We start from the raw sequence: 24,716 nt of genomic DNA, 5'->3' as shown, positions 1-24,716 counted from the left end.
TTTGTCAAGTCATAGACATGATGAGCGAGTTCTTTGATACCAAAAACTAGATGAGATGGCTGCCGTGGTAAGTAAAGATTTTTCAATTTCTTTCCGTTAATGTAATGCAAGTGCGTATGATCAACATAAAAAAAGGTCTGGACTTACCCATAGAGGGCGCACCACAGCAAGCTATTCATGATGGCGCTGCCATCAAACGTGTAGCTGTGCTTGGTGAAGAGTTTATTGGTATGCGTCCAACCATGCATGTTCGCGTGGATGACCAAGTCAAAAAAGGCCAAGTTCTTTTTGAAGACAAAAAGAACCCAGGTGTCAAGTTTACTGCGCCAGCCTCTGGTGTAGTTAAAGAAATCAACCGTGGTGCTAAGCGTGTGCTTCAGTCAGTAGTGATTGAGGTACAAGGCAATGAGCAAATCACTTTCGACAAGTTCTCGGCTGCTGATTTAAGCAACCTAGATCGTGAGAAAGTGAAAGAAGTGCTTATTGAATCTGGTCAGTGGCCAGCGCTTCGTGCACGTCCATTTAGCCGTGTAGCAGTGCCTGGTGCAGCTCCGAGCTCAATTTTCGTGACAGCCATCGATACTAACCCATTAGCAGCAGATCCAGCCGTGATCATTGCGGATAACGTGGAAGCGTTTGAAGCCGGTCTAGCTGTTGTGTCTCGTTTAACTGATGGTAAAGTTTTCGTATGTAAGCAGTCAGGTAGTAAAGTACCTAGCTCGTCATTGTCACAAGTTGAAGTTCATGAGTTCGCTGGCGTTCACCCAGCAGGCTTAGTGGGCACTCACATCCACAACTTAGATGCAGTTGGTGCAGACAAGCAGGTTTGGCACTTAGGTTACCAGGACGTTATCGCGTTTGGTAAGCTGTTCCTAACCGGCGAGATCTACACAGACCGAGTTGTTTCTTTAGCAGGTCCTCGCGTAAAGAATCCTCGTTTAGTTAAGACTCAAATTGGTGCGTCGCTAACAGATTTAGTATCAGGTGAAGTTGAAGACGGTGATAACCGAGTCATTTCTGGCTCTGTGTTAGCTGGTAAAACAGCAACCGGCCCTCACGCTTTCCTTGGTCGTTATCACGTACAGGTTTCAGTGCTTCTTGAAGGTCGTGAGAAAGAGTTATTTGGCTGGATTGCGCCAGGTAGCAACAAATTCTCAGTAACACGTACATTCATTTCACACTTAGCTCCTAGCCGTTTGTTCAAAATGACAACGTCTACTGGTGGTTCTAAGCGTGCAATGGTGCCAATCGGCAACTACGAGCGTGTTATGCCTTTAGACATCCTACCAACGCTATTACTTCGTGATCTTATCGCAGGCGATTTAGACAGTGCTATCTCTTTGGGTGCACTTGAGCTTGATGAAGAAGATTTAGCATTGTGTACCTTCGTATGTCCGGGCAAGTATGATTATGGTTTAATCCTGCGTGATTGCCTGACTACTATTGAGAAGGAAGGTTAAAAATGGCCTTAAAGAAATTTTTAGAAGACATTGAACCTCACTTTGAACCAGGTGGAAAACACGAGAAGTGGTATGCGCTTTATGAAGCAATCGCGACGGTTTTCTATACGCCTGGTTATGTAAACAAAGGCGGCACGCACGTGCGTGACAACATCGACCTAAAACGTATCATGATTTTGGTATGGATGGCGACGTTTCCGGCTATGTTCTTTGGTATGTTCAATATCGGTCACCAAGCTGCAATCGCAATTGGTAACGGTTTTGACATCGCAAACACTTGGCAGGCGGGTATTTTCCAAGCGCTAGGTGGTGAGCTCACAGCGACTTCCGGCTGGGCTGCGAAAATGTTTTACGGTGCGTGTTTCTTCCTACCTATTTACGGAACTGTGTTTATCGTAGGTGGTTTTTGGGAAGTTCTATTCGCATCAGTGCGTAAGCACGAAGTAAACGAAGGTTTCTTCGTAACTTCAGTATTATTTGCATTGATCCTGCCTGCAACAATCCCATTATGGCAAGTTGCACTAGGTATCACATTTGGTGTTGTAGTCGCTAAAGAAGTATTCGGTGGTACTGGCCGTAACTTCCTTAACCCTGCACTAGCTGGCCGTGCGTTCCTTTTCTTCGCATACCCAGGTGATATCTCAGGTGACACAGTATGGACAGCAGTAGATTCATTCTCTGGTGCGACATACTTAGGTCAAGCAGCGATTGGTTCACTAGATTACAACAACATGCAATTGTGGTGGGATGCTTTCTACGGCTTCATCCAAGGTTCAGTGGGTGAAACGTCGACGCTTGCACTTGCAATTGGCGGCTTGTTCTTGATGTATGTTCGCATCGCGTCATGGCGCATCGTACTAGGTACATTCCTAGGTATGGTTGTAATGGCTACACTGTTGAACATGATCGGTTCTGACACAAACGCGACATTTGCTATGCCTTGGCATTGGCACTTAGTACTGGGTGGTTTTGCATTTGGTATGTTCTTTATGGCGACAGACCCTGTTTCAGCGTCTTTCACTGATAAAGGTAAATGGGCATACGGTGCACTAATTGGTGTTATGGTTGTACTTATCCGTGTTGTTAACCCTGCATACCCAGAAGGTATGATGTTAGCAATTCTATTCGCTAACCTATTCGCACCGCTATTCGACCACTTTGTAGTGCAGTCTAATGTGAAGAGGAGATTGGCACGTGTCTAGTAACAATGAAACTATCGGCAAAACGTTAGGCGTTGTTGTTGGTCTATGTTTAGTGTGTGCAATCGTCGTATCTTTTGCGGCAGTACAGTTACGCCCACTACAGCAAGCTAACAAAATTGAAGACGTTCAACGTAACATCCTAGCTGCGGCTGGTATTAAAGACGTTGAAAACGTTGCACAAAAGTACAATGAAGTCATTGACGCACGCGTTGTTGACTTCAAGTCAGGTGACTTTGTTGAAACAGATCCTAACTCGTTCGACTTCACGATGACTAAGTTCGACGCTGAGCGCAGCTTTGCACTTCCGAAAGAAGATGACTTAGCTGGCGTACTTCGTATGACGCATGAATCTCCAGTATACCTAGCTAAGAACAGCAATGGTCAGGTTGAATCGGTTATTCTGCCTATCCAAGGTTACGGCCTATGGGGCATCATGTACGGTTTCATCGCACTAGACCTTGATACGAAAACGATTAAAGCAATCAATTTCTATCAGCACAACGAAACTGCGGGTCTTGGTGGCGAAATCCAGAACCCTAAGTGGACAGCTACTTGGGAAGGCAAGCAACTACCTGTAGATATCGTAAAAGGCACAGCTGGTAGCGATGTAAACAAAGTAGATGGAATATCTGGTGCGACACTAACGTCAAACGGTGTTGAGAACACATTCAAGTTCTGGACAGGCGATAAAGCGTTTGGTCCATTCCTAGCGAAAGTACGTGAAGGGGCATTGAACTAATGGCTAATGCAAAAGAAATGAAGGAAGTCTTGTTAGGACCAGTCTTCGCAAACAACCCGATTGCTCTGCAAGTTCTGGGTATTTGTTCTGCGCTAGCGGTTACTTCAAGCCTTAAAAATGCACTTATCATGTCACTTGCTTTGACTGTGGTAACTGCGTTCTCAAGTTTATTTATCTCGTTGATCCGTAACCACATTCCGTCAAGTGTACGTATCATCGTTCAAATGACAATTATTGCATCATTGGTAATCGTTGTTGACCAGACACTTCAAGCATTCGTATATGCAACGGCTAAAGAACTAACGGTATTCGTTGGTCTAATCATTACAAACTGTATCGTAATGGGTCGTGCAGAAGCTTATGCAATGAAGTCACCACCGCTTATGTCTTTCTTAGACGGCATTGGTAACGGTCTTGGTTACTCAGTAGTTCTACTTACAATTGGTTTTGTACGTGAGCTATTCGGTGCAGGTGCACTATTTGGTGTTGAAATCCTTCCGCTTGTTTCTGACGGTGGTTGGTACCAGCCAATGGGTCTATTAATTATGCCATTCAGTTCATTCTTCTTAGTTGGTTTCTTCATTTGGGTACTTCGTACTTATAAGAAAGACCAAGTAGAAGCGAAGGCATAAGGGGAGAAAGATGGAACATTATCTTAGCTTATTTGTAAAAGCGGTTTTCATCGAAAACTTAGCGCTATCTTTCTTCTTAGGTATGTGTACATTCCTTGCGGTATCTAAGAAAGTAACAACCTCGTTCGGTCTTGGTGTTGCAGTAATCTTTGTACTAGGTGTAGCTGTGCCGGTAAACAACATTGTTTATCACGCGGTACTGGCACCGGGTGCACTTGAATGGCTTGGTTTCCCAGAGGCTGACTTAAGCTTCTTGAAATTCTTGACTTTCATCGGTGTAATCGCAGCACTTGTACAGATCCTAGAAATGACATTGGACAAGTTTTTCCCTGCGCTATATAACGCGCTTGGTATTTTCTTGCCACTTATCACAGTAAACTGTGCGATTTTCGGTGCGGTAGCATTCATGGTTGAGCGTAACTATAACCTTGGTGAGTCAGTTGTATTTGGCATCGGCTCAGGTGTGGGTTGGGCGCTTGCAATCGTATTGCTAGCAGGTCTTCGTGAGAAGATGAAGTATGCTGATATCCCAGATGGTCTTCGTGGTTTAGGTATTACCTTCATCACTGTAGGTCTAATGGGCTTTGGCTTCTTGTCATTCTCTGGTATTTCACTTTAATTAGCGAGGAAACTATACGATGGAAACTATTGTATTAGGTGTAAGTATGTTCATCGCTATCGTTGTGATCTTGGTGCTAGTCATCATCGCAGCGAAATCGAAGCTTGTACCAAGCGGTGACATCACAATCGGCATCAATGGCGATGCAGACAAAGCAATTACATCAGCACCAGGTGGTAAGCTACTAGGCTCACTAGCTGATGCCGGTATCTTCATTTCATCAGCATGTGGTGGTGGTGGTTCTTGTGGCCAGTGTCGCGTACATGTTCATTCTGGTGGTGGTGATATCCTTCCAACTGAGCTTGACCACATCACTAAAGGTGAAGCACGTGAAGGTTGTCGTTTAGCATGTCAGGTTGCGGTTAAGACTGACATGGAAATCGAAGTAGAAGATTCTATCTTCGGCGTGAAGAAGTGGGAATGTACAGTTATCTCTAACGATAACAAAGCGACATTCATCAAAGAGCTTAAGCTTGGTATCCCTGAAGGTGAGGTTGTACCTTTCCGTGCAGGTGGTTATATCCAAATTGAAGCACCAGCTCACCACGTTAAGTACGCAGACTTTGATATTCCTGACGAATATCGTGGTGATTGGGAGCGTTTTGGCTTCTTCAATCTTGAGTCTAAAGTTGACGACGAGACGATCCGTGCATACTCAATGGCTAACTACCCAGAAGAGTTCGGTATCATCATGTTGAACGTGCGTATTGCGACTCCGCCGCCAAATAACTTGAGCCTACCATGTGGTAAGATGTCTTCTTACATCTGGTCACTTAAAGAAGGTGATAAGGTAACTATCTCTGGTCCATTCGGTGAATTCTTCGCGAAAGAAACTGATGCAGAAATGGTATTCGTAGGTGGTGGTGCAGGTATGGCACCAATGCGTTCACACATCTTTGACCAACTTAAGCGTCTTAACTCAGACCGTAAGATGTCTTTCTGGTACGGTGCACGTTCTAAGCGTGAGATGTTCTACGTAGAAGACTTCGACGGCCTAGCTGCTGATAACGATAACTTTGAGTGGCACGTAGCACTTTCTGATCCTCAACCAGAGGACAACTGGGAAGGTTACACAGGCTTCATCCACAACGTATTACTAGAGAACTATCTGAAGGACCACGAAGCGCCTGAAGATTGTGAGTTCTACATGTGTGGTCCACCAATGATGAACGCAGCTGTTATCAACATGTTGAAAGATCTTGGTGTTGAAGACGAAAACATCCTACTTGATGACTTCGGTGGTTAATTAGGTACTAAATATGATGTTTAATCGTATTTAAAAAGTTTAAACCCCTAGGGCGTTCCCTAGGGGTTTTTTTATATGGTGTAAGGACTAAAAAATAGATGCAAAAACTTGGTTATTTCTTCTCTGTTATTTTTTTAGTGTTGTTCTTATCTGCGTGTGGTGAGCAAAAAGCGCAACAAAGTCCCGTTGAAATAAACGGCAGGACAATGGGGACTACCTATAATATCAAGGTCTTCCCTGGCCCTGTTAGCCTAGAAGCTGAACGTTTTAAAAGTGAAGTAGACGAAGCACTTATTACTGTTAACCAGTCTATGTCGACGTATATTCCTGATTCAGAGATTAATCAATTTAATCGGCTTGCCGCTAATACCGTGATGCCGATAAGCGAAGACTTCAGAAAGGTAACAGCTGAGTCTATCCGTTTGGGGCAATCAACGAAGACCCTTGATGTGACCATGGGGCCTTTAATTGATTTATGGGGGTTTGGCCCTGACAAGCGTCCTACAAAGCGCCCCTCACAAAATGAGATAGAGGCAATGCAAGACAACATAGGCGTAGATAAATTGAGCCTTACAAGCGAAGGTCTGTCTAAGTCTCTTAGTCATTTAGAATTATCTTTTTCAGCTACGGCGAAAGGCTATGGTATTGACAAAGTAGCTGAGCTGATTGAGCGTAAAGGCATTGAAAACTACATGGTAGAAATTGGTGGAGAGTTGCGCATCTCAGGTAGTAAGCCGGACGCAACACCCTGGCGTATTGCCATCGAAAAGCCGGATGCACCAGTTGGCCAGCGTCAAATTCATAGAATTATAGAGCCGGGTAAAAACAGTGTTGCGACCTCGGGTGATTACCGCATTTTCTATGAGATGGATGGAGAGGTATTCACACATCTAATCGATCCTGCAACAGGCAAACCAGTAAAGCATGACTTGGTGTCGGTTACTGTACTGCACCCATCGGCCATGACCGCGGATGGTTTAGCGACAGCGCTTACGGTCATGGGGACTGAACGTGCTAAGGCTTACGCCGAGCAGCACAAGCTAGCAGTTTATCTGATCAGTAAAACGCAGGATGGTCTTAAGACGTATTCGAGCTCAGCATTTGCCCCTTACTTAAATAAAGACTAAAGGAAGCAAATATCATTGCTTTTTGTGAGGTAAATTCATTCAACTTTGTCGGGATTAGATATATAATATTGTGAATATACCGTCAGTTGCTTGGGATAAACCTAAGTTGGTTCGTTAATTAAGGGGCTTAGCCTATGTCACTTTTTATTCTTACTTTTGGATTACTTGTTTTGATTGCAGCAGCAATGGCTGTGGGCGTAATAGTACAGAAAAAATCAATGGCAAGTAGTTGCGGGGGTTTGGGCTCTATGGGCATCGATAAAATATGTGACTGTGACGACCCATGCGATAAGCGTAAAAAACGCTTAGCGAAAGAGCAGTCATGGCGAGAAAACCAAATTTTATAATTTGGGTCGAATAAAAACGCAGGTCAGCCTGCGTTTTTTTGTGCGTATTATTAATGCTAAAAACCATTTTCCTTGTCAGACACACTGAGACCGTCAAAACCAATCATTTGATCGGTGCCTCCGATGTGCCACTTCCTCTTGCAAGCCTTGAACGGCTGCAAAATCAGCTAGATGAATGTACTAATATACAAAAAGTCATTTCTTCTCCCCGTCAAAGGTGTAGCCAAGCAGCACGTATATTTAGCGAAGCCCACCAAGTGCCATTAGCAATTGAGCCAAAAATTCAAGAAATGGACTTTGGTGATTGGGACGGACATTGTTATGAATGGTTATGGCAGAATACCGCCAATCCGAGTATTGGTGATTTTTGGCAAGATCCTTGGTCTCATACACCGCCAAATGGTGAGCCTATGACGAGTTTTGAGAAGAGAGTAGAGTCGTGGTGGCAAGAGATTGTTTCCTCTCCCAATGATGATGATATCTTAGTGGTTACACATGGCGGGGTGATAAAGGCGTTGCTTGCAATCGTGTTGGCGTTACCACAGAAAAGTGCAACTCATTTAAATTGTTTTGAAGTCGGCTATGGCTGTATCGTGCGCCTTTCAGTTTATTTCGATAATAACGGAGCAGCGTGGCCCAAAGTTGTTTTTTAGCCATCTAGACTTCATAATACACATAATCATTTCAGTGCTGCTTGGGAATGAGGTGAAAATCCTCAGCTGTCCCCGCAACTGTATTCGTCGTGCTTCTTTATCAAGTGCGTGAAGAGCCAGATACCAAGGCTGAAATAAGAACTTAAGCGGGCGCACTTAAGTGATATCACAACGTCTTTTTTATGGCAACTAATGCCTATTGTGATCTGTGCTGCCCGAATCAAGAGGATGTATGGTAGCGGCACAAGTATCAATAAATAACCTCGACTTGGTTATTAACAACAAACATATTTTATCTGATATTTCCTTTAACGTAGCCCCTGGTCAGTTTATCGGTTTGATTGGTCCTAATGGTGCTGGAAAATCATCACTATTGCGATGCTTGTATCGTTTTCAAACACCGGTATCGGGTACTGTTTTAATAGATCAAACAGATATCAATCAGTTTGATAGGCAGACGTATGCAAGAAAAGTTGCTGCGGTACTGCAAGAGATCCCTAGCCAATTTAATTTAGCCGTTTTCGATGTTGTCGCAATGGGACTTACCCCCCATAAGCGGCTGTTTTCAAGCATCTCGTTGAGAGATCGTCAAACGATTCAAGAAGCACTACACAAGGTTGGGCTAACCCACAAGCAAAAGCAGTCGTATGAGTCCTTATCGGGGGGAGAAAAACAACGGGTTATGATAGCCAGAGCAGTTGTCCAACGCCCGAGTTTATTATTGATGGATGAGCCGACGAGTCATTTGGATGTAAAGTATCAAATAGAAATAATGGCACTGGCTAAGTCACTCGGTATTACAGTTATTGCATCGTTTCATGATTTGAATCTGGCATCGGCACTATGTGACGCCATTTTAGTGTTGGATAAAGGGCGATTGGTTGCAACTGGTGCCCCAAAAAACGTAATGACTACCGAGATGCTAGCGAATGTGTTTGGCGTAAAGGCAGAAGTTACATTGCATTCGCCGAGCCAGATGCCACATATTCGCTATCAATATCAACTTGATGAGTCCGAATTGATCCTTCAAAAATCTGGGAGGCAGGGGTGAGAGTAGTTGCCAGTAGTCTCTTAGTTTTAGCCTGCCTTTTCAGCTTTATTAGTGCATTGAGTATAGGCGCCATTCAAGTCGACTTTTACGATGTATGGCTGGCGTTGTGGTCATACGATAATACTCAATTGGCACAAAAAATTATCATTGAACTAAGGTTGCCCCGTACAGTTTTGGCCTTTTTGGCCGGTGCAGGCCTTGCGACTGCTGGCTTAATTTTGCAGACGGTCACGCGCAACCCTTTGGCCGATCCCTACTTATTTGGTATTTCCTCAGGAGCATCTTTTGGGGTGGTACTTCTGCTCACTCTCTTCGGGATTCAAAATGGTTTAGCCATGTCGGGTGCCGCATTGCTTGGCAGTGTATGTGCAATGAGCCTCTTGCTACTGATTGCGTACCATAAAGGGACTGCACAGATTGAAAATATGTTGCTTGCAGGGGTCGCACTGTCGTTTTTGTTCAACGCTTTTACTAGCCTGCTACTGTACTGGAGTGATCCACAAGCGATTGCTGCGATTATTTTCTGGAGTTTAGGTAGTTTTAGCCGAGCGGACTGGGCATGGATGTGGCTGCCTTCATTTGTCGTAGCGCTGGGTCTATTGACGGTGATCTGTTTTAGGCGTCACCTAAACGCGCTTCTTCTTGGCGATGAAAGTGCGGTGACGCTGGGCGTCAACGTGCATCGTTTACGCTTGGGTATGCTGCTAGTGAGCTCTTTATTGACCGCGGTGTTAGTGGCTGCGTGCGGTGGGGTTGGTTTTGTTGGCCTGATGATCCCACATATTGTGCGTTTTTTCATCTCTCAAGCAAGGGTATTAGGTATGGTGGTTACCGCGTTAAGCGGTGGCCTGTTGATGCTCTGGGTGGATGTGCTTGCTCGGAGTTTGATTGACAATCAAGAGTTGCCAATTGGTGTGATAACCGCGGCCATTGGGAGTGTATTTTTCCTTTCATTACTGATGTTTAAAAAGCGTTCAGCGAGTATTTAATTGAGTATGAAAATGACTAAACCTTTAGATTTAAGGCACAGTTCAAGTGTGCAACAAAAGCTAGATATGAAGACTAAGCCGCTGGGCTCTTTGGGTAAACTGGAGTCCTTAGCTAAGCAGCTTGTTTTAATTTTGTCGCAAGGCATGTCAGATGATGCAATGCGCACCACCAAATTCTCAATTAATAATCCAAGTATTAGTGTATTTGCAGGTGATCATGGTATTGCAAGTGAAGGGGTGTCGATCGCCCCAAGCGAAGTCACAGGACAAATGGTTGCAAACTTTGCTCAAGGGGGGGCTGCAATATGTGTATTAGCTCGACAGCTCGGGTGGCAGTTCAATGTGGTAGATTGTGGAATACTTACCCCGCAAAAAAATAGCGCAGTCATTGACTGCCGACTTGGAAATTCGACAGCTGCGTTTCATCTTCAACCCGCAATGACAAATACACAGTTAGAACAAGGTTTGGTAAATGCTACGGCCCTTGTAGAAGCGCAACTAAATCAGGGGTGTAATTTATTTGCTTTCGGAGAAATGGGCATCGGTAATACCACATCTGCCGCAGCGATATTCTCGGCTTTGTCTGGTATCGCAGCTGAATTTACCGTAGGCGCTGGAACAGGGGTCAGTGGTGAGGTGGTTCAGAAAAAGCGGCAGTTAATTGAGCAGGCATTGCTTGTGCACCAATTGTCTTCAGAGCAGCCATTGGCTATTTTGCGATGCCTTGGCGGGTTTGAAATCGTCCATATTGTTGGAGCTATGTTGGCGGTTGCTAGTGCACAAAAAGTGATTGTTGTGGACGGGTTTATTGCAAGTGCTGCGGCAATGCTCGCCGTTGCTATCGAGCCAAACAGTAAAGACTATATGGTATTTGCACATTGCTCGAGTGAACAAGGACATCAAAAAATGCTCGACTACTTGGCTGTTGAGCCTTTGTTAAATTTAGGAATGCGGTTAGGAGAGGGAAGTGGTGCGGCGCTAGCGCTACCCATTATTCAGAGCGCGCTCGCCATTTATAATGACATGGCGAGTTTTGAAGACGCCGGCGTAACTCAGGTTGTTAAATAACATGTCTCAGTTGATGTTGTTGAAGCTTGCCGTGATTTTTTTGACTCGGATACCAATCAAATTAAACGGTGACGTTAATGAGGATGATATAAACCTATCTAGCAGATACTTCGCAGCAGTTGGATTCTGCATCGGTCTATGTTTGGCGTCAGCGCTTTGGCTATTATCTTTGTGTCTACCCATGGGGGTGGCCATTCTCTTTACTATAGGCTTGGGGTTAATTATCACGGGTGCATTTCATGAAGATGGCTTTGCCGATGTTTGGGATGGCTTTGGCGGCGGTTGGAGCCAGCAGCAAAAGCTAGACATCATGAAAGACAGTAGAATTGGCACCTATGGTGGTACAGCACTGATAATTTTAATGCTGAGTAAATACCAATTGTTGTTGGCTTTAAGTGTGGATATGTCCGTTTTACTATTCAGCATTGTACTAGCACATGCGCTGAGCAGAATGGCGGCAACCAGCATAATAGGCAAGTTGCCATATGTACAATTGGATGCGCAAAGCAAAGTAAAACCAGTTGCAAAAAGTTTAACTCCGACGAGCAGGGTTGTCCTTTACGCTACTGGATTTGCGGTGGCATCGATGGGGTTTTATTTAGCTGATTTTTCCATTTGGCATTTGATCGGTTTGGGTGTTTGTTTGTGGCTTACACGGTGGGTGTGTCAACAATGGTTTTCTCACCAGCTCGGTGGTTATACAGGAGATTGTTTGGGGGCCGCACAGCAGATCTGCGAAATCGCAATTTTGACATTTTGTGTAGTGAGTTTGTTATGACAAAGCGCGTTGAATTAATCATCGGCGGCGCGCGTTCTGGTAAAAGTTCGTTAGCAGAGTGTCGGGCCGAACGTTGGCTATCAGAAGGTCACGTGGAAGAACTGATCTATATTGCGACTGCGCAAAGTAAAGATAATGAAATGGCGGTTCGCATTGCGCATCATAAAGCCACGAGATCACCTGTGTGGCAAGTTCAAGAACTCCCTTGGGAGATTGCTGACATCATTGCGCAGATTACACCTAAGCAATGTGTGCTCATAGACTGCCTCACGCTATGGTTAACATATGGGTTGTGTGAAGTCAGTGAACGTGAATTTAATAACAACAAATTTAAATTACTGAAAGCATTAAAAACAACTCAAGGCAGTGTGATATTGGTTAGTAATGAAGTGGGTCATGGCATTGTGCCTATGGGTGAGTTAAGCAGGCGTTTTGTAGATGAATCTGGCTGGCTAAACCAAGATATTGCAACAATTGCGGATCGTGTCGACTTTGTAATGGCAGGCTTGCCGCTTAATTTGAAAAGCGAAATAAAATGAAAACAATGATGGTGCAGGGCACTACTTCAGATGCGGGCAAAAGCACGCTTGTGGCTGGGCTATGCCGTGTCGCAGCGCGTAAAGGTATTAAAGTTGCGCCATTTAAACCGCAGAATATGGCACTCAACAGTGCAGTAACACCATGCGGGGGGGAAATAGGTCGCGCTCAGGCTCTGCAAGCTGTGGCTGCGAACGTTCCCTTAAGTGTGGATTTCAATCCCATTCTATTAAAGCCCAATACAGATACTGGTGCTCAAGTAATCGTGCATGGTAAGGCGCTGAGTAACATGGAAGCCGGGAAATACCACGATTATAAAGCAGTTGCGATGGACGCGGTTATTGAATCTCATGAGCGCTTAGCAGCGCAATTTGAGTATTGTATTGTTGAAGGTGCGGGCAGCCCTGCTGAAATAAACCTAAGAGCAAACGACATTGCGAATATGGGGTTTGCTTGCAAGGTATCTTGCCCTGTGATCATTATTGCTGATATTGATAAAGGGGGGGTATTTGCACATTTAGTTGGTACACTCGCGCTGCTTAGTGAAGAAGAACAGGCTTTGGTAAAGGGGTTTGTTATTAATCGTTTTCGTGGAGATATTGGCTTATTGCAGTCGGGTTTAGATTGGTTAGAAGACTATACCGGTAAACCAGTCTTTGGCGTTCTGCCCTATTTACATGACCTGACACTCGATGCGGAAGATGCGGTTACCATCACTAACCGTACGGAAAATGCCTGTCTGAGGGTCGCTGTTTTATTGCTGCCACACATTAGTAATCACACCGATTTCGACAGCTTACGGCTCAACCCTAAAGTTGATCTTAAATACGTTAGGCATGGCGAAAAGATTGGGGGAGTTGATCTGATAATCATACCAGGTAGCAAGAATGTAATTAACGACTTGCGCTTTTTGCGATCTGAGGGATGGGATAAAGAAATTGTCCGCCACCTAAGGTATCAGGGTAAGGTTTTGGGTATTTGTGGTGGGTTTCAAATGTTAGGACAAACGATTTTTGATCCACTTCATGTTGAGTCGACAACAGCACAGGTGACTGCGTTAAACTTAGCTTCTTTTACCACAGAACTTAGCGACACTAAGCAGCTTACAAATGTGTTCGGGACGTGTTTATTAAACAATGAGCAGATTGGGATACGTGGCTACGAGATACACTGTGGTATCAGTACTGGGCCCGCATTGGATAAACCTTTTCTTGAATTTTCCAAACACCCACTGGGTACGAATTATGATGGGTTTATTTCGGATGATAATTTGTTGGCGGGCACATACTTACATGGGCTATTTGATGATCCAAATACATGTTCTGCTATTTTAAGTTGGGCGAGTCACGGTAAGTTTACTGACGAAGGTTTTGATTTAGACGCACATAGAGAAGCGCAGCTCGATAAGCTAGCAGATATTTGTGAACAACACCTAGATATAGAAAAGATTTTTGCACTCGACGTATAGGAGCTAAGCATGACAGAAAAAAATCAAGAAAAACACAAAGCAAGACAGCAAAAAGTAAAGGAACAAGTGGATCAAAAAGTCGCTGAAGCGAATATAGAACAAGGGATCCTACAGGTAATCACTGGCAATGGGAAAGGCAAATCTACTTCTGGTTTTGGCACCGTTGCTCGCTGTGTTGGTCACGGCATGCAGGCAGCGGTGGTGCAATTTATTAAAGGGAATTGGGCATGCGGCGAGCGCAACTTGCTCGAAAAAGCCGGAGTCCCTTTTGCGGTCATGAAAACAGGATTCACTTGGGAGACGCAAAACCGAGAAACCGACACTCAGGCAGCGCAAGCAACTTGGCAACAGGCAAAGGCGTGGTTAAAAGATGAAAGCCTTGATTTAGTGCTGCTAGATGAATTGACGTATATGGTCAGTTACGATTATTTAGATTTAGATGAAGTGCTTGAAGCGCTTCAAAACAGGCCTAAAATGCAATCTGTGATCATTACAGGGCGAGGCGCGCATCGAAGCTTGACAGAGCTTGCAGATACGGTGAGTGAAGTTAGAAATGTCAAGCATGCATTTGAAGCAGGAATTAAAGCGCAGAAAGGGTTTGACTTCTAATGCTGATAAAAAGGATCTTAGCGAGCGTATTGCTTTTGGTGAGTTCATTGGTGAATGCACAGCCGCAGCAACTACCAAAACGGATCATTGCTTTAGCGCCTCATATTGTCGAGAATTTATATGCCATAGGTGCGGGGGAGCGGATTGTTGGCACGGTTGAGCATGCCGACTACCCAGAAGCCGCAAAGAAAATACCAAGGATAGGGGGCTTTCATGGGATCCAGCTTGAAAAGGTACTTGCACTGCGTCCAGATCTTGTGGTTGTATGGAAAAATGGCAATAAAGAAGCGGATATAGAGAAACTAAAAGCGTTAGGCATTCCGGTCGCGTACAGTACATCCAAAGATATTCATCAAGTACCAAAGGAGTTGATGAAGTTGGGTGAGTTAACGGGTCGAGAAGTACAAGCGAAATTACAAGCAGAAAAGTTCTTAAGTGAATACCAGCAACTAGTCGATACTTATCAACGTAAAGAAGCTCTGGATGTTTTCTATCAGCTTTGGCCTTCCCCTTTGATGACGATCAATGGTAAAACTTGGATACATCAAACCCTCACTATTTGTGGCGTAAGAAATGTTTTTGCGGACGCAACCACTGAATACCCGCAGATAAGTCTAGAAAATGTCATTGCTAAACATCCTCAGGCTATTGTCATACCCAATGAAAGAGCGGAAAAACAACCGCCAAAAGTTGATTGGCAACTATGGCAAGAAATACCTGCTGTGAAGCATCAGCAATATATTGAGGTTGACGCTGACCTATTACACCGCTTTAGCACAAGAATGCTGATTGGAGTAAGGGATATGTGTGATAAACTCCACGCTTCAAGAACTTATTATGGAAAACGGCAATGACAACATGGCGAGATCTTTTAGGAGCTGAAAAGCAACAAATATACTTTCAAGATACGATGAATTATGTCGCACAGCGCCGCACCCAAGGTGTGACGGTTTATCCTCCTGAAGACAAGGTCTTTGAAGCATTCAAAGCCACTGAACTAGATCAGGTTAAAGTCGTGATTTTAGGCCAAGATCCATATCATGGACCCAATCAAGCCCATGGGTTGTGCTTTTCTGTTTTGCCGGGTATAAAGCCGCCTCCTTCCCTAGCGAATATGTATAAAGAGCTAGCACAAGATATTCCAGGGTTCGAAATTCCCAATCACGGCTACCTTTTGCCTTGGGCGGAGCAGGGGGTGTTGTTGCTAAATACAGTTTTGACCGTTGAGCAAGGTCAAGCACACTCTCACAAGCATTTAGGTTGGGAGCACTTTACTGACGTAGTGATAGATAAAATCAATACACATTGTGAAGGCATTGTCTTTTTACTTTGGGGCTCGCATGCTCAAAAGAAAGGTAAAGCAATAGACAGTAAACGACACCATGTGTTGCGTGCACCTCACCCATCACCACTTTCTGCACATCGTGGCTTTTTTGGTTGTAAGCATTTTTCACAAGCCAATGACCTACTGCAATCAATGGGAAAACGCCCGATTAATTGGCAAGTCTAAATAGGATATTACTGAAATGGTATGGCATATACCAAATCAGTAATGCATTGCAGATAAACAAAAAGGCTCTAAAAGAGCCTTTTTGTTATATAAAATCGAGTTCGTCTAGGTCGACACTGTCTGCAAATATATCCAGTTCTTCTAGTTCCTTTCGAAGGCGCTGTCTGTCTTTGAGCGCTTCAATTTCACGCCATTTTCTTTTTTTCCCCTTCGAAGAGGCTCTTTTCTTTGGTTCAGGACTTTCTACTATTTCAATCATATCGTCTAGGCTATCCATGAATATCTCCTATTGATGTACTAACCTCAAAACATGTGCTTTAGCATTACCCCAACTTGCATGAAAAACACACTTCGAGTAATGCTGGTATATCACAGACAGTAGAAAAATAAAACACTAATATGTATTTAAAGTGAAAACAAAGTGACACTTTGATGACAGTGTGGGAGAGTTTTGTAGATTGAATGATGTGACTACTCGCGCCTAAAATAGTGCATTAAAGTAGCAGGAATAAGTCAAATTAAAGATATACTTTATTGATTTATATATGTTTCTGTTAAAGGGATGAAAGCGAAGGCGTGGTGGATGGCTACACCGAATCATATCTAAAATGCACCGCAGGCAAGTCGATAAATATACTTTGTAAATGAATATGAAAAAGTTGGATGAAATTTGATTAATGTGGTGAACGTAACACAGAGCCTAAGTGAAATCACTGTCGGCTCTGTGTGGGTCAAAGTTGTTAAAGAGACTTAACTTCTGACTCTAGAATTTCTTGAGCGTGTGCAAATGCGCGAATACCTTCAGCCAGCTTTTCTGTTGCCATCGCATCTTGGTTATGTAACCAACGGAATTCACTTTCAGTTAAAGGTGCTGGTTTCTGAGCAACTTCGTAGTTGTTTTCTAAAAGGTAATCCTCACTCGCTGGTAATTCGCCAAGCTCTTCAAGCAATGCTGGGCTAATCGTTAGCTTGTCACATCCTGTCAGTGCGACAATTTCACCGGTATTACGGAAGCTTGCGCCCATAACAACGGTTTTGTAACCATGTTGCTTGTAGAAATCGTAGATTGTACGAACTGATTGTACGCCAGGATCGTCCAGTGGATCAGTCGGCTTATCTACACCATGTGCGACGTGCCAATCTAAGATACGGCCAACAAATGGTGAAATTAAGAATACATTTGCATCAGCACATGCACGTGCTTGAGCCTGACTGAAAAGCAGTGTTAGGTTACATTTTACACCTTGCTTCTCTAATTCTTCAGCCGCTTTGATGCCTTCCCAAGTTGAGGCGATTTTGATTAAGATTTTATCTTTGCTTACGCCTTGTTCTGCATACAATGCAAGCAATTGCTGTGCTTTAGCAATCGTCGCCTGTGTATCGAAAGACAAACGTGCATCAACCTCAGTTGAAATATAACCAGGTACGATGTTGGCAATTTCTTTACCAATTAATACCGAGAAGTAATCACATGCTAGTTCAACTTGCTTGTGCTCGTCTTGCTCTTGTGATTTAGCGTAATCTAAAGCCTGTTTTAGAAACGGCTGATAGGCAGGCGTTTGAGCTGCTTTTAATAAAAGTGACGGGTTAGTCGTTGCGTCTTCCGGTTGATGTTTACGGATCGCTTCGATGTCGCCAGTATCGGCGACAATCGATGAATGCTGTTTTAGCCTATCTAATGCTGAAGTCATGCTGTCCTCATTCCTAATTTTGCAGCTATAAATAAATTACACACCCTATGTTGCAATACCGTGATCAGCTTTTATAGGTCAAATGTCCGCTTGCAACGAGACAAGCAGAGATGTCCTAGCCAATTTTGGTCATTGTTATAGTAAGGCGTGTTATGTTTTCCACAGTAGTGATGTTGTCTGTTACCTTGCGGCTTAACGGAACACTATGAGCAGAAGGTTTTACGCTTGCGATTCACTGTGGATAGTGTTGAAATTGACATTAATAAATATCTAAGTCAATAGGCTATCAATGATCACGGTTATTTCACCAGCAAAAAATCTCGATTACGACTCTAGTGCACCAACAGAGCGTCACACCTTCCCTGAGTTATTGACGCATTCCGAAGCATTAATTTCAGTCTGTCGTGATTTAAGTCCACAAGAAATCGGCAGTTTAATGAAAATCAGCGATAAGTTAGCTGGGTTAAATGCAGCCAGATTTGCACAGTGGTCTCAACCTTTTACAGCAGACAATGCCAAGCAAGCTGTTTTTGCTTTTAATGGGGATGTGTATGCGGGATTGGAAGCTGAAACCTTATCAGAAGAAACTATTGATTATACTCAGCAACACCTACGCATATTATCGGGATTATATGGTGTGCTTAAGCCACTCGACCTTATGCAAGCCTATCGTCTAGAAATGGGCACCAAACTGGCCAATTCTCGTGGTAAGAATTTATATGAGTTTTGGGGCAGTGTGATTGCAGAAAAGCTGAATGAAGCATTGGCCGAAAGTGGCGCAAGTGCATTAATTAATCTCGCGTCGAATGAATATTTTAAAGCGGTAGATAAAAAGGCATTGAAAGCAGATATCATTACGCCGGTATTTAAAGATTGTAAAAATGGCCAGTACAAAGTGATCAGCTTTTACGCGAAAAAAGCGCGTGGCATGATGGCGCGTTACATTATGGAAAATAAAGTACAGGACCTAGAATCACTTAAAGCCTTTGATGTTGCTGGCTATTACTTTAGCGAAGAAGCAACAATTAAAGCCAATGAACCGGTATTTTTAAGAGAAGAACAGTCGTGAAAATACGCATACTAGCGCTATTATTGCTGCTACAAGGCTGTAGCCATTTTTCGTATGTGTCGCCCAAAGGAACGCTTTCTTGCCAACAGACACAGCAAAATTGCACCGGTATGTGTAGAGAAGATCACCCTCAAGGAGATCCACTTATCAGGCAGTGCTTAATGCGCTGCCACGATGAATTGACTATGTGTACTGTGAAGCCAAAGCATAATACGTATTGAGTTTATTACCCTTTCTAAAAAGCAGGGACAGTTAAATTGAATAAAAACGTTTTTTTGTTGTCCTGCTGTCAGGGCTTAATGACAACGGGCAATATTCTGCTGGTGACCATCAGCGCACTGGTGGGCCAAATGCTCAGCCCCTCAGCCACCTTGACTACTTTGCCAATCGCAATGCAGATGCTTGGGTTGTTATTGACAACGGTACCAGCTTCACTCGTTATGGCAAAAACTGGTCGAAAGCTTGGGTTTAGTATTGGTAATGTCATAGGTACGCTTGGCGCGGTTATTGGGTTTATTTCCCTATCTCAAAGTCATTTTTACTTATTTTGTGTCGCGACGTTTTTGATTGGTGTTGGTATCGGCTTTGCGACGCTATATCGCTTTGCTGCAATTGAAGCCAGTGACAAACCTGCGCGAGCGATTTCGATGATAATGGCAAGTGGCGTCATCGCCGCGATTTTAGGGCCAAATCTAGCAGTTTGGGTGAATCACCACTTTCCCGCACTTAACTATGCCAACTCATTTTTAGCATTAACTTGTGTATATTTGATTGCTTTATGCCTACTGCAAATGGTGGCATTTAACGAAGTTACTGAAAAGCAAAGCTGTTTGGCTCCGCGGCCAATAAAAGAAATCATTTCACAGCCACAATTTGTCATTGCCGCGCTTATCGGCATGATCAGTTATTCGGTGATGAATCTGTTGATGACTGCAACCCCGTTAGCAATGCATCGTCATGGATTTGATTTAGCAGAGTCAGCTCTGGTGATTGAATGGCATGTACTTGGCATGTTTTTACCGTCGTTTTTTACGGGGAAATTAGTGGAACGCTACAGTGCCGTAAATATGACAGTGGCAGGTTGTTTGTTTATGTTGGCATGTGCCGTCATAAATTTACTTGGTGTGACTCACTGGCACTTTATGACGGCACTGTTTTTGCTGGGTGTTGGGTGGAACTTTATGTTTATCAGTGCGACGGCCTTGGTGAGCCAAACTTATGAACCCCATGAGCGAGCAAAAACACAGGCAGCAAACGAGTTTTTTGTATTTAGTATGGTTGTGGTGTCGTCATTATTTGCTGGTTGGTTAGAGAGCGAGATTGGGTGGCAACCGCTTAACATATGGTCAGTGCCAATTGTGTGCGTTGCTCTGGGCGCCTCTTTGTGGTTTAAAAGCTACTCACCCCCTGCGCTAAGCGTAAGTAAGATTTAACGACATCATCCCGAAAAGATAAATCTTGATCTTTTTGCTCATTTCGGTATCGCTGGCAAAACTCAACGGGATCCAGCGAGTGCTGCTCCAGTAGTGGGTTATTGAGATTGGCGTAATGTGCGTACCATTGTTGTTTTATGGCACTTGGTGTACTTGATAGTTTTGTTAAGATCCGCTCACTCAAGGTAAATTGTGAACATCTTGCTAGTGCTATCATGTCATCGTTTGCAGCACCGAGCCAACAAGCGCCTTTTTCATTGACACACAATAATGGTAAAAAAGGGGCAATTGCGGGGTAAACGTCATTTTTATAGATAGACACCTGCCAGTATTTTCTAGCGATAAGACAAAATTGTTCAAAGCTAGTAATCGCGCTAAACCCACTTTGCTGGAGCTTTAATATTTCAACTCTAGGTTTATTTGGGTTTACAGTGTCGTTAGCTGCATCTATATACCAGTCGTCAATTAAAATGGCATTTTGGAAATATTCATCTCTTAAAGAGCCCCAAACTGGTTTTAACGTATGCCCTAATCTTATTTTTCTTTCTAATACTTGTAATGGTTTAGGTATTATCGGTATAGCGAGACGCTCTAGTAATAACTCTAATATTGCATTGCGGATTTCTTTGCAGCGACCAAGTGGGTAGGGTTTTTCTGCAAAGCTGGGATACTTTGCAATGAGGTGAGGATCAACAAGTAAGCGCAGCTCTGCTAAATATTTTTCCAACATTACTTTCTGATACTCTTCCACAAGCTTGCCCTTCGTATATTTACTAACTTTAACTATATTAAATATGGTTGTTAATTGTATGTTGATCCATATGGCTTTTTTTTGATATCTTAATGTTTTTATAAATTAGTCAGGATATGTATAAATTGTTTAAAATATTGCTGTTTTCAATAGCTCTACTAGCTTCTACTGTTACATACGCAAAGCAAATTGATACATTAATTACTCATGTTGGGTGTCATGTTGATAATAGTATTTGCTATATCTATATTCCAAAGATAAATAATACATCAACAATTCCCAGTTCAAATAATTGTCCAAATAAGGGGTTGGACTCAATACGTTGGGACTCAACAAAGATAAAGAATGCGGATGCTATTCTTTCTATATTTTTAGCTGCTCAAGCTACGAAAAAGAAAGTATCAATTTGGATCCCTGATGACAGTTCTACATGTGTTTCAGGCTTCCCAACTTTATCTTATGCCCATATCCGGAATTAATTTATACATTACATTGACTACATAATAGTTGTTACATAAAAAAGCCCCTACCGGGGCTTTTAATTATTTTTTCTTTTTGGTTTTTGTCTTTGCTGCTTTCTTCTTTGCCTTGATTTTTGCCGCGTCCTTTTTCTTTTTCGGCGGCTTTGCTTCCTTGTGCTTTGGCGCGAGCCCTTCAAGCGTTCTACGTTTTAGCTTTTGATCCGTATAGCGTTCAACCTTACCTAAAATTTCAACATCGTGGGCTTCGACTAATGAAATAGCCGTTCCTTTTTTCCCTGCACGGCCTGTTCGACCAATACGGTGCACATAAATGTCGGCAGTTCGTGGCATATCGAAATTGATGACATGGGTGATATCTGGCACGTCAATACCTCGAGCGGCGACGTCAGTAGCAACAAGGATATTTGTACGACCACTATGGAAGCTTGCCATGGCAGCCATGCGCTTATCTTGTGGCATTTCACCACGTAGCCAAGTCGTTTTTATTTCATTGGCATACAGCTCACCGATTAATTGCTCTAGGCGCTCGCGAGTTTTCACGAAGACGATGGCCTTTTCGACGTCTTCACTTTGTAACAAATTGGTCAGTATTGCGAGTTTATGCTTGTAATCATCCGCAAGGTGAACCCATTGGTGAATTTTGCCTTTTTCTTTACGCGAAGGCTCAGCTTCAAGCAAAGCAGGGTCGTTGAGCATGCGTTCTGCAAATAGTTCAACGCTATCTCCTTCTAACGTGGCTGAGAATAAGAAACCTTGGCGACGATTTTTGGCTTCATCACAAATGCGCAGCATCTCTTTTTTGAAACCCATATCTAGCATGCGGTCCGCTTCATCTAAGACCAACAGCTCTACATTATCAGCATGGAAGTTTTCAGTTTCTAAATACTCCATTAATCGCCCAGGCGTCGCGATTAATATATCGTTATTTTTTTCAAAAATTTCTTTGTGACTACCATAGTTGATACCACCGGTCACCACACCAATGCGTAAATGCGTGTTTTCGGCTAGCGCCTGACATTGCTCATGTACTTGATAAGCAAGTTCACGGGTAGGCGTCATTATCAGTACACGTGCAAAACCTGGGTCTTTTCTAGGGAAGTCGAGCAAATACTGAATTGCAGGGATCAAGAAAGCGGCTGTTTTACCTGTGCCAGTAGGCGCTGAGGCGAGAATATCTCTGCCTAAAAGCGCTTCAGGTATTGAGAGTTGTTGAATGCTAGTTGCGGTTGTATAACCAATTTTTTTTATGGCAGAAAGTAACTTGCCATCCAGATCGAATTCAGAAAATTGCATAATGCATCACAAATAAAGGACAATAGCGGAATTATACGTGTGCTTGACGCTTTCTAAAAGGTTCAATATGGCAAGCTTTGCATTTAAACAGTTTAAAATTGACCAAAACCGTGCTGCGATGAAGGTTTCAACCGATGGAATTATGTTTGGGGCGTGGATATCACTGGTAAACGCGCAGAATTTACTAGATATCGGTACGGGTACAGGGTTGTTGAGTTTAATGGCCAAGCAACGGGCACCAGAATTACAAGTTCACGCTATCGAAATAGATGAGCTGGCCGCGCTAGACGCAAAAGAAAATTTCAGCGCCTCGCCATGGCCAGAAATTGAATTGGTACAGCTGGCTGTACAGCAGTTTGAATCGACTCAGCAGTTTGATTTGGTGATCAGTAACCCGCCTTATTTTCAATCAAGCCTTAAGGGGGAAGATGCCCGTCGCAATGTAGCGCGCCACACAGACAGTTTGAGTTTTGAAGAGTTGATAAGCGCATTTTTACGTGTCGCAAAACCGAATGCTCGATTGGCGGTTATTTTACCTTATGAAGAGGGAAGCGCGTTTATCTGGCTTGCAGAGCAAAACAATCTGCATTTAGCGAGGGTGTGTGAAGTAAAAACAACACCTAATAAAGGTGTTTCTCGTTTGATGTTTGAAATGTCCACCAATCCTTGTGATACACATAGGGAGACCTTATGTATCTATAATATACATGGACAGTATACAGAAGAGTATACTTCTTTATGTAAGGCATTTTACCTGAAAATGTAGCCTTGAAACATGCTAATGTAATGGCATTCAATAGCTTGGAAAGGAGCGTGGCGTGGCAAATTTAGCGCAAATTAACCGAATACTTGAGTTTCTCAGCGAGATCGATTTGCCCTATCAGCTTATACCGCTCGATGATGACACATTTTTGCCGGGCCTTAAGCATAATAAAGGGGTGCTGCATATAGATGTAGAAAAGGTTCAGTTCCCAGGTGACATATTACATGAGGCTGGCCATTACGCTGTGTGTGAGCCTACTGAGCGTTGCTTTTTGGATGGCAATATATACAAAACGGGCTTGCGGCATCAGCGTCCCAAACAACAAATGATGGGAGAAGAAATGGCTGCAACCGCATGGTCTGTAGCAGCGGCTATCCATCTAGGTTTTCCTTTACAAGTTGTTTTCCATGAAGCTGGTTTTAGGGGGAGCAGTGAGAGCTTAATTGAAGCTTTTGAACACGGTGGTGGGATAGGGCATCCGCTACTCGGAGCTTATCAAATGACTTGTCCGCAGCAGGGGTTTCCTGCTATGTCGGTTTGGATCAGAACAATATCTTGGCTATAAAATTATCGTGTGTAATAAGGTAGCCAGTAAAGTGCGGGCTGAAACCGCCCGCAGGTGAGCCTGTTTAAAGCGTATTGGCGTATTCCGTCATAACTTGCTCAATCCAAGTTGCGATACGTTCATCGCTTTTGTCGTATTGGCTATCTTCATCGAGTGCGAGACCGACAAACTGCGTGCCGTCTTCTGTCAGTGCTTTAGATGCTTCAAACTCATAGTCATCTGAGTTTGGCCACAAACCAATAAAATTAACACCTTGAGGGGCGATTTTATCGTGTAGCATACCCAGCGCATCTTGAAACCATTGACCGTAGCCTTGTTGATCTCCCATGCCAAATAGTGCGATGGTTTTACCTTGCAGATTAACACCATCGATATCGTCCCAATGAGATTCCCAGTCTTCTTGAAGTTCACCAAAGTCCCACGTGGAAATACCAAAAATCACAAAGTCGAATTGCTCTGCGCCTTTTAATGGCTCATCTTTTATATTGTGTAGCGATACGACGTCTTTACCTATAATTTCTTGAATTTTTTCAGCGGCCATTTCTGTATAACAGGTTGTTGAACCATAAAATAACCCGATTTGCATTGTTTTCTTCACTTGAATGGCTGTTATTATATGGGGGCAGTCTACCTT

27 protein-coding genes and 1 riboswitch are annotated in these 24,716 nt (G+C 43.4%); of the genes, 22 read left to right on the top strand and 5 right to left on the bottom strand.

Annotated elements, in window-relative coordinates; translation table 11 throughout:
• The first annotated feature begins 116 nt into the window (after positions 1–116).
• The 18 genes from A7985_RS16110 to ung all read left to right on the top strand — a co-directional run bounded on the left by A7985_RS16110 (position 117) and on the right by ung (position 16,035).
• Complete coding sequence (locus A7985_RS16110; RefSeq protein ID WP_065791568.1) at positions 117–1,460, top strand: Na(+)-translocating NADH-quinone reductase subunit A; 1,344 nt, start codon at positions 117–119, stop codon at positions 1,458–1,460.
• A gap of 2 nt (positions 1,461–1,462) precedes the next feature.
• Positions 1,463–2,662 carry an NADH:ubiquinone reductase (Na(+)-transporting) subunit B gene (locus A7985_RS16105; RefSeq protein WP_063373161.1) on the top strand — a complete coding sequence of 400 codons (1,200 nt, stop codon included), beginning with the start codon at positions 1,463–1,465 and terminating at the stop codon, positions 2,660–2,662.
• Positions 2,655–3,401, top strand: a complete 747-nt coding sequence (locus A7985_RS16100) for a Na(+)-translocating NADH-quinone reductase subunit C (protein WP_063383211.1) — start codon at positions 2,655–2,657, stop codon at positions 3,399–3,401. Before A7985_RS16105 ends, A7985_RS16100 begins: the two co-directional genes overlap by 8 nt.
• A complete protein-coding gene (locus A7985_RS16095) occupies positions 3,401–4,033 on the top strand; it encodes an NADH:ubiquinone reductase (Na(+)-transporting) subunit D (RefSeq protein WP_063359354.1) in 633 nt (210 codons plus the stop codon). The genes A7985_RS16100 and A7985_RS16095 overlap by 1 nt, the downstream gene beginning before the upstream one ends.
• Positions 4,034–4,043: 10 nt before the next feature.
• Entirely contained in the window at positions 4,044–4,652 is a 609-nt protein-coding gene (gene nqrE / locus A7985_RS16090) for an NADH:ubiquinone reductase (Na(+)-transporting) subunit E (protein WP_063359353.1), read from the top strand.
• Between the two features lie 19 nt (positions 4,653–4,671).
• A complete protein-coding gene (gene nqrF / locus A7985_RS16085) occupies positions 4,672–5,898 on the top strand; it encodes an NADH:ubiquinone reductase (Na(+)-transporting) subunit F (RefSeq protein WP_063359352.1) in 1,227 nt (408 codons plus the stop codon).
• Positions 5,899–5,996: 98 nt separating this feature from the next.
• Complete coding sequence (locus tag A7985_RS16080; protein ID WP_065791446.1) at positions 5,997–7,025, top strand: FAD:protein FMN transferase; 1,029 nt, start codon at positions 5,997–5,999, stop codon at positions 7,023–7,025.
• A gap of 134 nt (positions 7,026–7,159) precedes the next feature.
• Positions 7,160–7,372 carry a (Na+)-NQR maturation NqrM gene (gene nqrM / locus A7985_RS16075; protein ID WP_023399569.1) on the top strand — a complete coding sequence of 71 codons (213 nt, stop codon included), beginning with the start codon at positions 7,160–7,162 and terminating at the stop codon, positions 7,370–7,372.
• A gap of 53 nt (positions 7,373–7,425) precedes the next feature.
• Positions 7,426–8,025 carry a histidine phosphatase family protein gene (locus tag A7985_RS16070; protein WP_065791445.1) on the top strand — a complete coding sequence of 200 codons (600 nt, stop codon included), beginning with the start codon at positions 7,426–7,428 and terminating at the stop codon, positions 8,023–8,025.
• A gap of 15 nt (positions 8,026–8,040) precedes the next feature.
• Positions 8,041–8,173, top strand: a riboswitch (cobalamin riboswitch).
• A gap of 84 nt (positions 8,174–8,257) precedes the next feature.
• Positions 8,258–9,076, top strand: coding sequence for an ABC transporter ATP-binding protein (locus A7985_RS16065; RefSeq protein ID WP_065791444.1), 819 nt, complete (start codon positions 8,258–8,260; stop codon positions 9,074–9,076).
• Positions 9,073–10,065, top strand: a complete 993-nt coding sequence (locus A7985_RS16060; RefSeq protein WP_065791443.1) for a FecCD family ABC transporter permease — start codon at positions 9,073–9,075, stop codon at positions 10,063–10,065. Before A7985_RS16065 ends, A7985_RS16060 begins: the two co-directional genes overlap by 4 nt.
• Before the next feature lie 12 nt (positions 10,066–10,077).
• Positions 10,078–11,133 carry a nicotinate-nucleotide--dimethylbenzimidazole phosphoribosyltransferase gene (gene cobT / locus A7985_RS16055; RefSeq protein ID WP_065791442.1) on the top strand — a complete coding sequence of 352 codons (1,056 nt, stop codon included), beginning with the start codon at positions 10,078–10,080 and terminating at the stop codon, positions 11,131–11,133.
• Between the two features lies 1 nt (position 11,134).
• A complete protein-coding gene (locus A7985_RS16050; protein ID WP_065791441.1) occupies positions 11,135–11,911 on the top strand; it encodes an adenosylcobinamide-GDP ribazoletransferase in 777 nt (258 codons plus the stop codon).
• Entirely contained in the window at positions 11,908–12,450 is a 543-nt protein-coding gene (gene cobU, locus A7985_RS16045; RefSeq protein WP_065791440.1) for a bifunctional adenosylcobinamide kinase/adenosylcobinamide-phosphate guanylyltransferase, read from the top strand. The genes A7985_RS16050 and cobU overlap by 4 nt, the downstream gene beginning before the upstream one ends.
• Positions 12,447–13,916 (top strand): cobyric acid synthase, encoded by a 1,470-nt coding sequence (locus A7985_RS16040; RefSeq protein WP_065791439.1) that lies wholly within the window; start codon positions 12,447–12,449, stop codon positions 13,914–13,916. The genes cobU and A7985_RS16040 overlap by 4 nt, the downstream gene beginning before the upstream one ends.
• Positions 13,917–13,925: 9 nt before the next feature.
• Complete coding sequence (cobO, locus tag A7985_RS26275; protein WP_065791438.1) at positions 13,926–14,525, top strand: cob(I)yrinic acid a,c-diamide adenosyltransferase; 600 nt, start codon at positions 13,926–13,928, stop codon at positions 14,523–14,525.
• Positions 14,525–15,379 (top strand): cobalamin-binding protein, encoded by an 855-nt coding sequence (locus A7985_RS16030; protein ID WP_065791437.1) that lies wholly within the window; start codon positions 14,525–14,527, stop codon positions 15,377–15,379. The genes cobO and A7985_RS16030 overlap by 1 nt, the downstream gene beginning before the upstream one ends.
• The gene (ung, locus tag A7985_RS16025; protein ID WP_065791436.1) at positions 15,376–16,035 is read left to right on the top strand and encodes a uracil-DNA glycosylase; all 660 of its coding nucleotides are present in this window, start codon (positions 15,376–15,378) and stop codon (positions 16,033–16,035) included. The genes A7985_RS16030 and ung overlap by 4 nt, the downstream gene beginning before the upstream one ends.
• Before the next feature lie 85 nt (positions 16,036–16,120).
• Here ung and A7985_RS16020 read toward each other — a convergent pair whose 3' ends face one another.
• Both A7985_RS16020 and tal read right to left on the bottom strand, forming a co-directional pair.
• Positions 16,121–16,312 (bottom strand): DUF3545 family protein, encoded by a 192-nt coding sequence (locus A7985_RS16020; RefSeq protein WP_063373173.1) that lies wholly within the window; start codon positions 16,310–16,312, stop codon positions 16,121–16,123.
• A gap of 463 nt (positions 16,313–16,775) precedes the next feature.
• Positions 16,776–17,726 (bottom strand): transaldolase, encoded by a 951-nt coding sequence (gene tal, locus A7985_RS16015; RefSeq protein WP_065791435.1) that lies wholly within the window; start codon positions 17,724–17,726, stop codon positions 16,776–16,778.
• 289 nt (positions 17,727–18,015) lie between these two features.
• Between tal and yaaA the strand changes: the two genes are divergently transcribed.
• Positions 18,016–18,795 (top strand): peroxide stress protein YaaA, encoded by a 780-nt coding sequence (gene yaaA / locus A7985_RS16010; protein ID WP_065791434.1) that lies wholly within the window; start codon positions 18,016–18,018, stop codon positions 18,793–18,795.
• A gap of 257 nt (positions 18,796–19,052) precedes the next feature.
• Positions 19,053–20,228, top strand: a complete 1,176-nt coding sequence (locus A7985_RS16005) for an MFS transporter (protein WP_065791433.1) — start codon at positions 19,053–19,055, stop codon at positions 20,226–20,228.
• Here A7985_RS16005 and A7985_RS16000 read toward each other — a convergent pair.
• Positions 20,185–20,979 (bottom strand): hypothetical protein, encoded by a 795-nt coding sequence (locus A7985_RS16000; RefSeq protein WP_065791432.1) that lies wholly within the window; start codon positions 20,977–20,979, stop codon positions 20,185–20,187. The two genes, A7985_RS16005 and A7985_RS16000, sit on opposite strands and share 44 nt — an antisense overlap.
• A gap of 542 nt (positions 20,980–21,521) precedes the next feature.
• Positions 21,522–22,754 (bottom strand): ATP-dependent RNA helicase SrmB, encoded by a 1,233-nt coding sequence (gene srmB, locus A7985_RS15995; protein WP_065791431.1) that lies wholly within the window; start codon positions 22,752–22,754, stop codon positions 21,522–21,524.
• 67 nt (positions 22,755–22,821) lie between these two features.
• Here srmB and A7985_RS15990 point away from each other — a divergent pair, with 67 nt between their 5' ends.
• Together A7985_RS15990 and A7985_RS15985 are read left to right on the top strand one after the other, a co-directional pair.
• Positions 22,822–23,520, top strand: coding sequence for a tRNA1(Val) (adenine(37)-N6)-methyltransferase (locus A7985_RS15990; protein ID WP_065791430.1), 699 nt, complete (start codon positions 22,822–22,824; stop codon positions 23,518–23,520).
• Between the two features lie 52 nt (positions 23,521–23,572).
• Positions 23,573–24,082: a hypothetical protein gene (locus A7985_RS15985; RefSeq protein ID WP_256096782.1), complete on the top strand. Its 510-nt coding sequence runs from the start codon at positions 23,573–23,575 to the stop codon at positions 24,080–24,082.
• A 64-nt stretch (positions 24,083–24,146) separates the two neighbouring features.
• On the opposite strand, the gene fldB is transcribed toward A7985_RS15985, so the two are convergent.
• Positions 24,147–24,668 carry a flavodoxin FldB gene (gene fldB, locus A7985_RS15980; RefSeq protein WP_065791429.1) on the bottom strand — a complete coding sequence of 174 codons (522 nt, stop codon included), beginning with the start codon at positions 24,666–24,668 and terminating at the stop codon, positions 24,147–24,149.
• Positions 24,669–24,716: the final 48 nt, after the last annotated feature.

The sequence above is a fragment of the Pseudoalteromonas luteoviolacea genome (assembly GCF_001696455.1).
GTDB classification, from domain to species: domain Bacteria; phylum Pseudomonadota; class Gammaproteobacteria; order Enterobacterales; family Alteromonadaceae; genus Pseudoalteromonas; species Pseudoalteromonas luteoviolacea_C.
This window is presented reverse-complemented; position numbering and strand designations above follow the sequence as displayed.

What these genes read in the sequence shown, in the direction of transcription:
- A7985_RS15990 (WP_065791430.1), top strand. Translation starts at nt 22,822, where the DNA reads ATGGCAAGCTTTGCATTTAAACAGTTTAAAATTGACCAAAACCGTGCT.
- cobU (WP_065791440.1), top strand. Translation starts at nt 11,908, where the DNA reads ATGACAAAGCGCGTTGAATTAATCATCGGCGGCGCGCGTTCTGGTAAA.
- ung (WP_065791436.1), top strand. Translation starts at nt 15,376, where the DNA reads ATGACAACATGGCGAGATCTTTTAGGAGCTGAAAAGCAACAAATATAC.
- A7985_RS16040 (WP_065791439.1), top strand. Translation starts at nt 12,447, where the DNA reads ATGAAAACAATGATGGTGCAGGGCACTACTTCAGATGCGGGCAAAAGC.
- A7985_RS16070 (WP_065791445.1), top strand. Translation starts at nt 7,426, where the DNA reads ATGCTAAAAACCATTTTCCTTGTCAGACACACTGAGACCGTCAAAACC.
- srmB (WP_065791431.1), bottom strand. Translation starts at nt 22,754, where the DNA reads ATGCAATTTTCTGAATTCGATCTGGATGGCAAGTTACTTTCTGCCATA.
- A7985_RS16105 (WP_063373161.1), top strand. Translation starts at nt 1,463, where the DNA reads ATGGCCTTAAAGAAATTTTTAGAAGACATTGAACCTCACTTTGAACCA.
- tal (WP_065791435.1), bottom strand. Translation starts at nt 17,726, where the DNA reads ATGACTTCAGCATTAGATAGGCTAAAACAGCATTCATCGATTGTCGCC.
- A7985_RS16020 (WP_063373173.1), bottom strand. Translation starts at nt 16,312, where the DNA reads ATGGATAGCCTAGACGATATGATTGAAATAGTAGAAAGTCCTGAACCA.
- nqrM (WP_023399569.1), top strand. Translation starts at nt 7,160, where the DNA reads ATGTCACTTTTTATTCTTACTTTTGGATTACTTGTTTTGATTGCAGCA.
- A7985_RS16065 (WP_065791444.1), top strand. Translation starts at nt 8,258, where the DNA reads ATGGTAGCGGCACAAGTATCAATAAATAACCTCGACTTGGTTATTAAC.
- A7985_RS16095 (WP_063359354.1), top strand. Translation starts at nt 3,401, where the DNA reads ATGGCTAATGCAAAAGAAATGAAGGAAGTCTTGTTAGGACCAGTCTTC.
- A7985_RS16080 (WP_065791446.1), top strand. Translation starts at nt 5,997, where the DNA reads ATGCAAAAACTTGGTTATTTCTTCTCTGTTATTTTTTTAGTGTTGTTC.
- yaaA (WP_065791434.1), top strand. Translation starts at nt 18,016, where the DNA reads ATGATCACGGTTATTTCACCAGCAAAAAATCTCGATTACGACTCTAGT.
- cobT (WP_065791442.1), top strand. Translation starts at nt 10,078, where the DNA reads ATGACTAAACCTTTAGATTTAAGGCACAGTTCAAGTGTGCAACAAAAG.
- nqrE (WP_063359353.1), top strand. Translation starts at nt 4,044, where the DNA reads ATGGAACATTATCTTAGCTTATTTGTAAAAGCGGTTTTCATCGAAAAC.
- A7985_RS16050 (WP_065791441.1), top strand. Translation starts at nt 11,135, where the DNA reads ATGTCTCAGTTGATGTTGTTGAAGCTTGCCGTGATTTTTTTGACTCGG.
- A7985_RS16030 (WP_065791437.1), top strand. Translation starts at nt 14,525, where the DNA reads ATGCTGATAAAAAGGATCTTAGCGAGCGTATTGCTTTTGGTGAGTTCA.
- A7985_RS16110 (WP_065791568.1), top strand. Translation starts at nt 117, where the DNA reads ATGATCAACATAAAAAAAGGTCTGGACTTACCCATAGAGGGCGCACCA.
- cobO (WP_065791438.1), top strand. Translation starts at nt 13,926, where the DNA reads ATGACAGAAAAAAATCAAGAAAAACACAAAGCAAGACAGCAAAAAGTA.
- nqrF (WP_063359352.1), top strand. Translation starts at nt 4,672, where the DNA reads ATGGAAACTATTGTATTAGGTGTAAGTATGTTCATCGCTATCGTTGTG.
- fldB (WP_065791429.1), bottom strand. Translation starts at nt 24,668, where the DNA reads ATGCAAATCGGGTTATTTTATGGTTCAACAACCTGTTATACAGAAATG.